This window comes from Acetobacter conturbans, from assembly GCF_011516755.1.
In the GTDB taxonomy this organism is placed as follows: domain Bacteria; phylum Pseudomonadota; class Alphaproteobacteria; order Acetobacterales; family Acetobacteraceae; genus Acetobacter; species Acetobacter conturbans.
Genome location: NZ_WOSY01000033.1, coordinates 1 through 12,853, shown reverse-complemented (window position 1 = coordinate 12,853; position 12,853 = coordinate 1). Strand labels below are relative to the sequence as shown.

The 12,853-nt window shown below is 58.3% G+C and carries 11 protein-coding genes and 3 pseudogenes; 7 read left to right on the top strand and 7 right to left on the bottom strand.

The annotated features are described in order from the left end of the window. Positions 1-215 precede the first annotated feature (215 nt). The 4 genes and pseudogenes from GOB81_RS18070 to GOB81_RS16330 all read left to right on the top strand — a co-directional run. A pseudogene (locus GOB81_RS18070) lies at positions 216-498 on the top strand (IS481 family transposase); the annotation flags it as partial. Beyond that, a pseudogene (locus tag GOB81_RS17545) lies at positions 490-639 on the top strand (IS5/IS1182 family transposase); the annotation flags it as partial. The pseudogenes GOB81_RS18070 and GOB81_RS17545, both read left to right, overlap by 9 nt. A 282-nt stretch (positions 640-921) precedes the next feature. Then, positions 922-2,108 (top strand): IS3 family transposase gene (locus GOB81_RS16335; protein WP_173571353.1). Its coding sequence is split into 2 segments (ribosomal slippage): positions 922-1,180 and positions 1,180-2,108, totalling 1,188 coding nucleotides; the frame shifts between segments, so codons are not numbered across the junction. Positions 2,109-2,307: 199 nt separating this feature from the next. Continuing rightward, positions 2,308-3,241 (top strand): annotated as a pseudogene (locus GOB81_RS16330) (IS630 family transposase). 68 nt (positions 3,242-3,309) lie between these two features. Here GOB81_RS16330 and GOB81_RS16325 read toward each other — a convergent pair. From GOB81_RS16325 to GOB81_RS16305, 5 genes are all read right to left on the bottom strand, one after another. After that, a complete protein-coding gene (locus tag GOB81_RS16325; RefSeq protein ID WP_173571352.1) occupies positions 3,310-4,653 on the bottom strand; it encodes an IS1182 family transposase in 1,344 nt (447 codons plus the stop codon). 197 nt (positions 4,654-4,850) lie between these two features. Continuing rightward, positions 4,851-5,792 carry an AEC family transporter gene (locus tag GOB81_RS18000; RefSeq protein WP_173571351.1) on the bottom strand — a complete coding sequence of 314 codons (942 nt, stop codon included), beginning with the start codon at positions 5,790-5,792 and terminating at the stop codon, positions 4,851-4,853. 83 nt (positions 5,793-5,875) lie between these two features. Beyond that, the gene (locus GOB81_RS16315) at positions 5,876-7,507 is read right to left on the bottom strand and encodes an NAD-dependent malic enzyme (RefSeq protein ID WP_173571350.1); all 1,632 of its coding nucleotides are present in this window, start codon (positions 7,505-7,507) and stop codon (positions 5,876-5,878) included. A 172-nt stretch (positions 7,508-7,679) separates the two neighbouring features. After that, positions 7,680-8,297, bottom strand: a complete 618-nt coding sequence (fixJ, locus tag GOB81_RS16310) for a response regulator FixJ (protein WP_019087322.1) — start codon at positions 8,295-8,297, stop codon at positions 7,680-7,682. Then, complete coding sequence (locus GOB81_RS16305) at positions 8,294-9,754, bottom strand: sensor histidine kinase (RefSeq protein WP_242010323.1); 1,461 nt, start codon at positions 9,752-9,754, stop codon at positions 8,294-8,296. Before GOB81_RS16305 ends, fixJ begins: the two co-directional genes overlap by 4 nt. Positions 9,755-9,928: 174 nt before the next feature. On the opposite strand from GOB81_RS16305, the gene GOB81_RS16300 reads away from it, so the two are divergent. Then, positions 9,929-10,753 carry an IS5 family transposase gene (locus GOB81_RS16300; RefSeq protein ID WP_082770945.1) on the top strand — a complete coding sequence of 275 codons (825 nt, stop codon included), beginning with the start codon at positions 9,929-9,931 and terminating at the stop codon, positions 10,751-10,753. A gap of 77 nt (positions 10,754-10,830) precedes the next feature. Here GOB81_RS16300 and GOB81_RS16295 read toward each other — a convergent pair whose 3' ends face one another. Next, positions 10,831-11,307 carry a hypothetical protein gene (locus GOB81_RS16295; protein WP_173571348.1) on the bottom strand — a complete coding sequence of 159 codons (477 nt, stop codon included), beginning with the start codon at positions 11,305-11,307 and terminating at the stop codon, positions 10,831-10,833. 150 nt (positions 11,308-11,457) lie between these two features. Here GOB81_RS16295 and GOB81_RS16290 point away from each other — a divergent pair, with 150 nt between their 5' ends. Then, complete coding sequence (locus GOB81_RS16290) at positions 11,458-11,859, top strand: group III truncated hemoglobin (RefSeq protein ID WP_061490069.1); 402 nt, start codon at positions 11,458-11,460, stop codon at positions 11,857-11,859. Between the two features lie 27 nt (positions 11,860-11,886). After that, the gene (locus GOB81_RS16285; RefSeq protein WP_012813195.1) at positions 11,887-12,186 is read left to right on the top strand and encodes a DUF1971 domain-containing protein; all 300 of its coding nucleotides are present in this window, start codon (positions 11,887-11,889) and stop codon (positions 12,184-12,186) included. A 138-nt stretch (positions 12,187-12,324) separates the two neighbouring features. Here the strand turns inward: GOB81_RS16285 and GOB81_RS16280 are convergent. Further along, the coding region (locus tag GOB81_RS16280) for a transposase (protein WP_173571347.1) at positions 12,325-12,853 on the bottom strand (529 nt) is incomplete at its 5' end.

Below are 12,853 nucleotides of genomic sequence, written 5' to 3'. Positions count from 1 at the left end.
CTGGTCCGGGGTTAACCCCGGACCAGATGGCCAACAGCAACGCCGTCAGAAGGGCGGCATAACAACAACCGGGTATAGCTTATCAAGCCCGCAAAACTGTCCGAACGGACGAGACCACCTCAGAGAGCCAACTCGGTGTTTAGTCCCGGGCTTTAATTGTGTGGCATTTTCACGTGAATGAAGGAAGCATTGCATTATGGACGGTCGTCACGACCATGTATGCCGTACGAACAGCAGTACAGCGATCGCGGGCTTCGCTCACGGCGCTGAGTGAGGAGTTCGGTATCAACCCGGGAACGGTTGCCACGTGAGGGACGCGTCAGACTGACGAAGGTCAGTAGACAGGACCAGAAGCCAGCGTTTCAAACGTTCCCCGATTGGGTTCTTTCATCTCGGTATCAGCGGAAATCGAGAAAGCTGAGGGCAAGCTGTGCCTCTTCGTAAGCCATCGCCCGGACCAGCAAATTCACTGTCACACGACTGGCCGAAAAAGCCGATGAAGACTTCATGGAAAAGCAGGGCTTTGTTTGCTGAGTTCATCGCAAGCAGCTTTATCTCAAACCGATGCCGAAGCATATCCAGAGATCCAGTGCCAGAAAATCCGTTATCAGATCCCATATCGAGCATGTCTTTGCCGATTGAAAATCACAGACAGGACTGTTTGTCCAAAACTTGAAATTAGGGGCTGGACGCATATACTAACGGCTCTTCGATCGCTACATTTCATCGCACGTTGCGCATGGGAAATCTCGTGAAAAAGCTTTACGAGCCTGACCTTCCACTCCTACGGGTAGATACGCTTTCTTGGCGCTGGTGATGCTAATTTTGAAGCTGTGATCAAGGTTGCACACCCAGGAGAGGTGGCCCCCGTTTTTCGGACAGGGCGATAAGCTATAATCCGACCTGAGAGAGGGCGGGTTTATGGGCAAGGTTACGCGGAAACGGTATTCGGGTGAGTTCAAGTCGCGGGTCGCACTGGAGGCGATCCGGGGTGAGCAGACGCTGGCGGAACTGGCGTCGAAGCACGGCGTGCATCAGACGATGATTGCCCAATGGAAGCGCCAGGCGATCGAGGGCATGGCGAGCCTCTTTTCTGGCAACGCGGCATCGGAAGCGACAGCCAGCCCGGCCGATGTGGAGAAGCTGCATGCGAAGATCGGCCAATTGCTGGTGGAACGTGATTTTTTGCGCGATGCCTCTGTTCGGTTGGGCGTGATCAGAGGCGGCAAATGATCGACCTGAAACGGCCTCGGCTTTCGGTCGTGCGGCAATGCACGTTGCTGCAACTCAACCGATCGGGCGTCTACTACCGGCCTATGCCAGAGAGCGAGGCGAATCTGGAACTGATGCGGCTGATCGACGCGCAGTTCCTGGAGACGCCGTATTACGGATCCCGTCAGATGACCCGGCATCTTCGTCGTCTCGGCCACGATGTCGGCCGCAAGCGGGCTCGCCGGCTCATGGCGAGAATGGGCTTGCGGGCGATCTACCAGAAGCCGCGCACGACCGTGCCACATCCGGCGCATCGGAAATATCCGTATCTGCTGCGGGATCTGGTCATCGACCGGCCCAACCAGGTGTGGTGTTCCGACATCACTTATATCCCGATGCGGAAGGGCTTTCTCTATCTGGTGGCGGTCATGGATTGGCACACGCGCAAGGTGCTGTCCTGGCGTCTGTCGAACACAATGGATGCGGAGTTCTGCGTCGACGCACTCCGGGATGCGCTGGTGCGCTACGGCACCCCGCAGATTTTCAACACGGACCAGGGTTCACAATTCACGACACCCCGGTTCACCGAGGTCCTGGAACGACGACAGGTTTGCATCAGCATGGATGGGCGCGGTCGCTGGCTGGACAACGTGTTCATCGAACGTCTGTGGCGGTCGCTGAAATACGAATGCGTCTATTTGCACGCGTTCGAGACCGGATCGGAGCTACGGGCCGGGCTTGCCGGATGGATCGCCCATTATAACGAGCAGCGTCCGCACTCGGCACTGGCTGGACGCACGCCCGATGAGGCGTATCATGACGTGCCGACGCCATCTGGTCCGGGGTTAACCCCGGACCAGATGGCCAACAGCAGCGCCGTCAGAATGGCGGCATAACGACAACCGGGTATAGCTTATCAAGCCCACAAAACTGTCCGAACGGACGGGTCCACCTCAAGGATCTTAAAATATCAGTTCCAGATTAAACGTTGCGCGATCGTCTTCGCCTCGTCTAGAGCGGTTCCACCGAACTCTGAATCGAGAGGAGACACTGAAGGTGAAATGTGATTCACCGTTTTTGTTGATGGAGACGGTGATGGCACGAGCATTGAGTGATAATCTTCGGGAGCGGGTTGTGGAAGCTGGAGTTGCGGGAGCACCGGCCCGCTCGCTTGCAGCGCAGTTTGGAGTTGAGATTTTGTCAGCGATCCGCTGATTGCGTCGGGAACGTGAAGGCGGCGATCGCCAGGGTAAGCCACGCGGGTCACGGCTGGACGCGCATGAAGCGTTCATTGCTGGCATGATCGAGGTGCTGAAAGACATTACGCTCAACGAGATGCTGGCGCGCCTGCAAAGCGAATGTGGCATCGAGATTGGCCGTAGCATGCTCAACCGCTGGCTGCGGCAGCACGGCCGGACATTCAAAAAAGACCGCTCATGCACTGGAGCAGAAGCGTGAAGACGTCTTGAAGCGACGGCAGGAGTGGTTCGCTCTCCAGCCCGATCTCGATCCGCAGCGACTGGTGTTCATTGACGAAACCAGCCTCTCAACGAAACTGGCCCGTTTGCGCGGGCGTGCCTTGCGCGGGGAACGCTGCCGCGCCGGTGTGCCGCACGGCCACTGGAAAACCACGACCTTCACCGGTGGGCTACGTCTGACAGGCCTGACCGTGCCCTTCGTACATGATGGTCCCATGAACGGCACAATCTTTCAGGTCTACGTCGAACGGGTTCTTATCCCGACACTGAAGCCGGGCAATATCGTCGTGTTGGACAATCTTCCGGCGCGTAAGCTTTCTGCAATACAGAAGGTCATTGAGCAGGCAGGAGCGGAACTGATGTTCCTTCCGCCATACAGCCCGGACTTCAATCCCATCGAGATGACCTTCTCAAAACTCAAGGCCTTGCTGCGCGCCAGAGCCGAACGGACTGTCCGTGCTCTGTGGGATACCGTCGGCGCGCTGCTTCCGGCTTTCACATACAGTGAATGCGCCAGCTTCTTTACAGCCGCTGGATATGAACCAGACTAAAGTGGAACCGCTCTAGCAGCCTGTCGGGTTGGTCATTTTGAGGGTTATAAGGCCGAGACTGACCCGGCTTATGCTGCGTGAAGCCGTGCCATTCTCTTGCAGTTGTATGCGAGAGCGACGAGTGTCCATTCGGTCGTGACTTTTGCAAGGCCGCGCAGACTGAATCTTCTGAACCCCATGATGCTTTTGATAATTCCAAAGACCGGCTCCACGGTCTGTTTTCGTAGTCTGTAAAGTTTTCCTGCCTCGGTGGTTTCCAGCCTGTCCTTCATGGCAAGCCGCCAGGGCTCGGTGATCCGGCGCGGCTCCCTTTCTTCGGGCAGGGGTCGAAAGTCGTAAGGTCTGCGGGCGCGAGGCCGTCCGATGGCGACCAGCGGATCGATGCCTTTTTTCCGCAGGTCCCGGACCGCCTGCCCGTTGGCGTAACCGGTGTCGGCAAGCACTGTCTTTGGGAGACCGATCGTGTTTTCCATCGACAGCACGGTGCTGGCAAAGGATGGCGCGTCCGCTGACGTGGCGACAACGTCGGTTGTCACGATCAACTGGCTGCCTTCGGCGCAGACCACGGCCTGGGCATTGTAAGCCTGCCGGAACTCGTGGGCGTCCGAACGCCGCATGAGGCGGCTGTCGGGATCGGTCAGACTGATCTGCCGGTCGGGTGGTGGTTCATCATCCGGCGGTTTCGGCGCCCTGCCACGACGCCCTGTTTTCGCATCATAAGCGGCTTTCTTTTTCTCGTATGCCGGTCGCGCCGCCTCGGCCTGCGCCTTCGCATCTGCTTCCAGCCGGGCGCAGGCTTCATCCAGCTTCGCTTTCAGCGTTTCCCGTCGGGCAAGCTCTTCTGGCAATGCCTGCGGATCGCTGCCTGTGGCATCTGCGTGCTCCGCCTGGTCCATCAGTTTCGCGATATCCACCGCCAGATGTTCGCGCAGTGCCCTGATCCGGTCGTAGCGCAGGGAACGGTATTTCGAAGCGTCGGCATCGATTTTCGTGCCGTCAATCGATACGACACCCAGACGCAGCAGACCCGTCTCGCGCGCCAGAAGCAGGACCTGCGCAAATGCAGCTTCAATGGCTGTCCGGTTCGTCCGGCGGAAGGTAGCAATCGTATCATGATCCGGATGCAGGTTCGCCGCCACGAAGCGCACCCCGATATCGCGATATGTCGCCCGCTCGATCCGGCGTGAGGAAAACAACCCGTTCGCATAGCTGAAGATCAGAAGGGCCAGCATCAGGCGCGGATGATACTGCGCCTTGCCTCCCGTGCGCACTGGCACGCAGAACGCACTCATCGGAACCCGCTCAACGGCTGCGACAATGAAATGCGCCATATCGTCAGCAGGAAGCCACGACTTCAGATCCGGTGGCAGAAGATACGGCTGAGACCGGTCAAACGGGATGAAGCTGCTCATCTCACCACCTTACAACCTTACCCCTTCACTGGGTAACCCAACCCGACAGGCTGATAGAGCACTCAAATGAGCAAAACGCTTCTCAAAACGGAAAACAGACCTTTTCAGGACTCATTTTCTCCAATCAGTGCATGGAATTGTAATCATAGGGCAGGTCTTAAAACCAGAGAACTTTTCCAATCATCTATTTTTTTGCGTTATATCCACTCGCATATAGCGACAGTGGCGGGAATGACGACGACCATGCCGAGCGTCGTGAGCAGCATGATGCTGGCTGTTTCTACCTCGCACTTCCCATACTGCTGGGCAAACAGGACAGACGGTGTGGAGGTAGGCATCGCACTTGCGACAAAAGCTGCTTTCGCCATAGCGGATTTTAGTCCCCATGCCTTGAGGGCGACGAAGAAGACTGCTGGTTGCAAGACGACACAGACGAGCGATCCCAGTATAACGGTCCTAGATCTGAGATTAAGGGAATAAGACGCAAGCGCGAGCCCGCAGGCGAAGATCGCCGCTCCTGGTGCGCAGACTGCTAGAGGCTTGAGCACGGACACGGAAACCGGCGGCATCGTCAGACCGGACAGAGACACGATGGTGCCCAGCACCGGTGCCCACACAAGGGGGTTCTTGATCGTTTTTCCAAGCGTTCGGGCCAACGAGGGTCTCGACGTTTCTGACCTGGACGCGCTCTCGAGCAGGTAGATGACGACTGAAACCTGTAAGAGGTTTGTGACAACCGCAGCCAGACCGACTACACCGCCGCCGACCGTATCGCCATAGATTGGATCGAGGACCGTCAGGCCATAGATCGGTGCGGCTGTGGAGGACACCGCATAGCCGAGGAGGACTGCGGTCAGCCGGTCGCGCGTCATCATGCACAGGACGAGATAGCTCACGCCAAACAAGAGCGAATATCCGATGATCATGACCACAACGAGTGGCCCCTGCTGAAGGAGCAAGTCGCATTTGAAGGACGCCATGCTGAGGAAGAGCGCAACCGGCAGGGCATATTTCAGCGCGAAATGACTGAAACCGATGGCCTGATCGTGATCGAAATCCTTGTACTTCCCGGCCAGATAGCCCAGCCCGAATATGAGGACAACCGGAGCGATGGCGGCGACGAGTATCACGAGATTCACGGATCTGCTCCGGGTTGGTGAGAGAAGGCGTCATCATCCCCGGTGATCGGCTCGAGCCGATCACCGGGGATGACTTAGGTGTGTCAGAGTTCCTTGTAGACCGGCTTGTAGAGCAGCCCCTCGATCCAGGCGCGGATATTTTCCGGACGCTCGACGGTGGCCTGTCCACTATCGAAGATATGCTCCGCAACCCGCGTGGCGGTCGTCACTTCGGTCTCCAGGATGTTGGCTTGGAGCGGGAACAGCATGCCATGCTCGCGTGCGCTCGGCCCCACCTGATCCGCTGTCGCGGCGGCGGCGGTGATGAACATATCGTCCGTGATCCGCGCGGGACGGGTCGCGTAAACGGCGAGGCCGATTGCCGGAAAGATATAGAAATTGTTGGCCTGTCCCGGGTGGTAGCTCTTTCCCTGATATTCGAAGTCCGGAAATTGGACTCCAGCGGCGTATAATGCTTTGCCTTTTGTCCAGGTATAGGCCTGCTCGGCCGTACATTCCGCCTTGTTCGTCGGATTGGAGAGCGGGAAGATCACCGGCCGCTCGTTCAGTTTTGCCATCTCGCGGACCACCTCCTCGGTGAATGCGCCGCCGATGGTGCTGACGCCGATCAGAATGGTCGGCTTGAAGGTTCTGACGACCTCGAGAAGATCTTTCGTCGGTTTCGCCTCGTGCGCGAACGGCTTCTGCCACTCGTTGAGATCGGTCCGGCTGGTCTCGATCAGACCGTTGACATCGATCAGTACGATACGCTCACGCGCTTCGGCCTCGCCCAGACCCGCTTCGACCATCGCCGAGACAATCATACTTGCGATACCGATCCCGGCTGAGCCTGCGCCCAGAAAAAGGACGCGCTGATCGGCGAAAGTCTCGTTCTTGATCTGCAGTGCCGTGGTCAGGCCTGCTACCGCGATCGCTGCGGTTCCCTGAATATCGTCATTGTAGCACAGGACCTTGTCGCGATAGCGGGCGAGAAGCCGCATCGCATCGGTACCTTTCCAGTCCTCGAAATGAATGCAGACACCGGGAAACACGTCTGTAGCGGCTTCGATAAATGCGTCTGAGATCAAATCCACCTCCGCTTCGTCTGGCGGGAGCTCGCGCAGACCAAGATAAAGCGGATCGGCCCGGAGCGCCGCGTTCGTGGTGCCTATGTCCAGTAGCACAGGCAGCAGCGCCTCGGGCGGCACCCCCGCGCAGGCGGTGTAGAGCTGGAGCTTGCCAATGGGAATGCCCATGCCGTTAGCGCCGATATCGCCAAGACCGAGAATACGGCCGCCGGTGGACACACAGATGAACCGAACGTCTTTTGCCGGCCAGTTGCGCAGAATTTTTTTGAAGCGACCTTTCATGTCGCGCGTGAGATACATGCCCGCGCTGCCGCGATAGATATGTCCGAATGCCAGACAGGCATCAGCCACGGTCGGATCATAGACAATCGGCACAAACCGCGCGGGGTCGGACATCAGCGTGTGGTAGAATAGCGTCTCGTTCCTGGCCGCCAGGTTCATGAGATAGATGTAGCGTTCGAGATCATTCGGCTTTGCGGCGAGTTGCGTCTGAACCCTCTCCAGTTGCCGGTCGATGTTTTCCACAGTCGGAGGAAGCAGACCTTCAAGGCCGAGCGATTGACGCTCAGTCATTGTAAAGGCGGTTTCCTTGTTGCGGACGGGGTTGTTGAGGATTTCCTGTCCCCGGATCGTGCTGGCCTGGCTCATGTGTTCTCCTCGCGGTTCGACGGCGTGCGGAAGTCATGCGCTTCGTTCGGAACGGCCGCCGCTGGATGACTGAATGTCATCTTGGGCCCACCCGAGCTCCAGCGCATCCGGAAAACTACGTACGTAAAACCTCGTAAGGGAAACGACCCGTCCTGATTTCAGGTCGACTGTGTTATCGCGGCCGCTCCGTGGCTGTCAGCGTCATCCGCACGAGTTCAGACAGGCTGCGAGCGTCCATCTTTATCATGAGATTGGCCCGATAAATCTCTATCGTGCGCGGGCTTATCCCAAGCTCCCGGGCGATGACCTTGTTCGATTGACCGTCGACGAGGCCACGGAGAACCTGTTGCTCCCGCGTCGTCAGAGCGGCGATCCGCTGGCGAATGACATGTGCATGCGCGCGTTCGGCGCCGTTCTCGTCACCGCACCGCAGAGCGGAGGCCACCGCGTCGAGAATGGTATGATCGTCGAACGGCTTTTCGATGAAGTCGCGGGCGCCGGCTTTCATGGCCTGCACCGCTAGGGGGACGTCAGCATGCCCCGTGATCACAATGACCGGGAGAACCGTCGCGCGCTTCTGGAGACGGTCGACAAGAGCGATGCCGTCCATGCCCGGCATCCGGATATCCGTTATGATGCATCCGCACTCGACCCCGTCGAGGATAGCGAGGAACTCATCCGCCGATGCGTGGGTCCTCGCGGTATGTCCCGATGTCAGCAACAGGAAGGCAAGGGATTCGCGTACGGCTTCGTCGTCGTCGATCACATGGACGATACCATCCGGGTTCATTCGCCAAACTCCTCTGTCCTGGCGCAGGGAAGAGTGAAAAGAAAGCACATCCCTCTCCCGCGTTCCCGCTGCGCTCCGATGCGTCCTCCATGAGCCTCCACGATGGTGCGGCAGATCGACAGCCCGACTCCCATGCCATGATCCTTCGTCGTTGAGAAAGATTCAAACAGCCTGCCCGCAATCTCGGGGCTCACACCGGGGCCAGTATCCGTCACGCGGATCCGTGCCATGCCTTCGAAAGCGTCGACCGCGACGACCAGACGCCGTTCGTCACAGTCCTCCATGGCCTCCACGGCGTTGCGGATCAGGTTGAGGAGGACTTGCTGGATCTGAATCTTGTCCGCGATAACCTGATCGGCCCCAGAGTCCAGCTGAAAGGATACGTCGATCCCGCGCTCCGCAATTCCGACCAAGGCCAGCGTTGCCATCTCTTCGATAAGCGCCCGCAGGCTTTCCAGTCCCGGCTCACCTTCTCCCCGAGACACGAAGTCCCGCAACGACCGTATGATCCGACCGGCCCGCAGCGCTTGCGCGGCCGCCTTGTCCATGGCCTCTTGCACGCGCGTGCTCTGCCCGTTCTCGGCTTCCAGGAGACGGCGTCCGCCGTTGAGAAAGTTCGTGATGGCCGTCAGAGGCTGATTAAGTTCGTGAGCCAGTGTGGCTGCCATCTCGCCCATGGCTGACAGGCGTGAGATATGTGTGACTTCGGCCTGCAACTGTCGCACGCGTCGGTCCGCTTCCTCGCGTTCCGTGAGGTCGCGAAGGAACGCGATTGTAAAGGAGCCCTCTCCTGATGTCAGGCGTCCGGTAGACAGATCAACGGGGACAGTCGTCCCGTCTTTCCGACGGGCGACTGCCGCTATTCCGTGCCGATCGGAGACTGGAGCCGTTCCGAGTTCGGGGACGATGTCTGCGATATTCGTCCCGATCGCCTCTGCCGCATTAGACCTCAGAAGTGTCTCCGCCGCGTTGCTGAATGATTGCACGATGCCGCGCTCGTCGAGAATGATGATAGCGTCGGGAACTGCGTCGAGGATGGCGCTGAGATGCGCCTCCCGCTCAAGGATACGCTGCGCCATCGCGGCCGTGCGCCGACGGGCACGTAGCAGCCATTCGCCACCACACGTGATCAGGACGCAGAGTGTCGCGAACAGGATCGTCTCGACCCAGTTTTCGATCGGCGGCGCGCCGTCATGCGCGAGAAGGAGGCAGCCGATCACTGATGCAAGTGTGGCTGCGGCTAGACCGGAAAAGAGACCGCCGATCACCGCGCCGACGAGCACTCCCGGAAGCAGTAAGAGAAACAACGTCCTGCCGCCGAGAAACGGATTGATCAGGAAACGTATGAGCGTCCCCAGTATCACGAGCCCGAGCGCGTACGAGGAGGCGGCCGCGAAACTGCGATGGCGTGCCAGCGCACCGGTCTCTTGAGGCGGCAGATCCCAAAAGTCCCTCAATGACGTTCTCCTCACCGAATGGTCGGCGAACGACCTCGCCAAGGCGAGTCAGTATTACTACGTAATAGCCTCATTCATCAAAACATTGCACCTGTAGGGTGAGACTGCGCCATGAACCGTCATGGTTCTTAGAGCCTGTTTGGAAATTCGGTGAGGGTGTGATTCAAGCCCTGGATGTGGACGCCAGAGCAGAGAGGCCGGATGGCCAGTATCACCCGCAAGACGAAGCGCTATCCGTCTGACATGACGGATGAGGAATGGGCGCGGATCGCGCCACTGATGCCTGAGCCTGGGCGCATGGGACGTCCGCGGGAAATTGAATTCCGCGAAGTGATCAACGCGGTGCGCTATCTGGTCCGCTCGGGCTGTGGCTGGCGAATGTTGCCGATCCATTTCGGGCATTGGCGAACGGTCTATGGCTGGTTCCGGGAACTGGCGCGGCGTTTCCTGTTTCAGACGATCCACGATGTTGAATTGATGCTCGATCGGGAGCGGATGGGTCGTGAAGCCAGTCCGTCGGCCGGGGTGATCGACAGCCAAAGCGTCAAGGCGCCTCATGCAAAGACAAGGGGTTATGACGCCGGTAAGAAAGTGGTCGGGCGCAAGCGGCATATCGCCGTCGATACGGACGGGCGCCTGCTGATGCTCAACCTGACACCGGCCGACATCTCCGACAGCGCAGGCGCACAGATGATCCTGGATGCGATCCGTAAACGCTGGCCCTGGGTGAAGCACCTGTTTGCCGATGGCGCCTATGACCGCCTCCAACTGATGGACAAGGCGGCTTATCTGGAGTTCGTCGTCGAGATCATCCGCCGCCGTAACGGGGCTAAAGGCTTCGAGGTTCTGTCCCGACGCTGGGTCGTCGAACGGACGTTCGGTTGGATGACCCGCTGGCGACGCCTCGTGCGCGATTACGAGCGCCGCATCGATGTCTCACAGGCCATGATCTTCGTCGCCATGGGGGCCAATCTCATCCGAAGAAACGCTCATCCATGACTTTCCAAACAGGCTCTCAGACATGCCATGACCCATACACCCCTTATGCCGCGCAGGGTATTGTGCCACGCATACGATCAGACCGGCGACCAGCCATGGCTACCCGCCACCGCACCAAAAACGGTTACCAGCCCCAGAACCAGCAGAGCAATATGCGCGCGATGCAAGGCGGCAAAAGCGGCATCCAGGTCACGCTTTGCCCAGACATTAAAGCGCCGGTGGAGAACAAGAGGCTCCGCAATAAACAGAACAATGGCAAACACCAGCCACAACCCCACCATGGCGTGCATCCACCAGAAACCGGGTTCAGCAAAACGGGCCCAGAGGTCCATTTTCATGACCATAACAAGCCCGCTCAGCCCGACCAGAACCACAGCACCGCGCGCCTGCCACACAAAACGGCGCTCAAAAGCCTGAAAAGCCGCAAGCCTGTCCGCCCCGAACACACCACAGCGCAGGGCAGGCAAAGCCGCTGTTGTCGCCATGGAGACCCCGCCAATCCAGATCACGACCCCGATCACGTGCAGTGCCCGAGCAATTGCCAGTTCGTTCATCCATCCCTCCTTGGGAAGATTGCCATATTTGCCTGTCTCACCATATTTCTACTGCGTTGGGGGCGTGCCGGGTTTGCGCTGGCGCAACCTTTCTGCCAGTCGCATCAGATAGACTGTACTCAACATCAGGCTGTTAAGGAGGCTCATATTATGAGCAGGCTGCCACTAAACGAGGACGGGCTGGCAACACTTGTAGACGCCTTTTACACACGTGTGCGCGCGGACCCCAAGCTTGGCCCCATTTTTGAAGATGCCGTGACCAACTGGCCTGAGCACCTGCAAACGCTCACGGCTTTCTGGTCTTCCGTCATGCTGGGTACCGGGCGTTACAAAGGCCAGCCAGTGCCCGTGCATATGCAGCACCGTGACCGGATTACGCCAGAACTGTTTGATCGGTGGCTGGCACTATGGGGTGAGACCACCTCCACACACATGCCAGCAGATGTAGCCGCTGTTCTACAGGACAAGGCAGCCAACATTGCCAGAAGCTTGCAGCTTGCACTCTCTTTTTACGCCAAACGGGCCATGCCCCAGCGCAACACAGCACCTTGAGGCGCTGTTCCCCGAAAAGTGATACCCATGACCGAAGCCCTGCCCTATCGCTCCACGCCCGTATTCGATCAGGACACGCTACCTGCTGCTTTGCGCACGCGCCATAATACCAAGGCGGGTGTGTGGGGCGTGATCCGTGTGCTTGAGGGGGAGTTGAAGCTCACTTATCTGGCCCCTCCATCTGAACTTCTGCTGACACCCGCCACCCCCGGCCTGATCGAACCGCAGCAGCCTCATTTTGTAACACCCATGGGCAAGGTGGCGATGAGGGTGGATTTTTACGATCAGCCCCCTCCCCCTTCCGCGTTCTCTGCCCCCCAGTCCTGAACAAGTGGAGGGATCGAAGAACCCTTGATTGATGTGCTTGGCCGGTAATTTCTGGGTTTTGGCGATTTGATTGACGATTTTTGCGATGGCGTCCAGTCTGCGTTTTGAGCAGATTGGGAGTTGTCTCTCGCTGGATGGCTATGCGCTCGCGTTCAATCTTTCGAGGAAGAGGAGGCGGCGCATATTGTAGACGATATTGGCGAGCCCGATCCTCATGGTGGCTCGACTGATACCGACAGTCCGGACAAACAGCCCCGTCTGTGACTTCTGATCGGCAAAGACATGCTCGACACGCGAGCGGATGACCGACTTTCCAGCATTTGATTTCTGGATATGCCGGGGCATAGGCTTGAGATGCGGCTTTTTGCGATGAACCTTGGAGACAAAGCCCTGCTTTTCCATGAAGTCTTCGTTGGCTTTTGAGCGATAGGCCGTGTCGGCCCAGACACTTGAGGCCGTATTGGTTTTATCCAGAAGCCCCTCTCTCAATCGCGCGCCATCACTGGCAGCGGCATGCGTTGTTTTCCATTTGCGGATGAACCGGTATTTCCGATCGATGGAAACATGCGATTTATAGCCAAAGAACGGGATGGCGAGATCGCTGGATGGCATGGTTCCATCATCCTGCCGCTTCGCCTTCGTGAACTTCAGTGTCCAGCGCGCATGA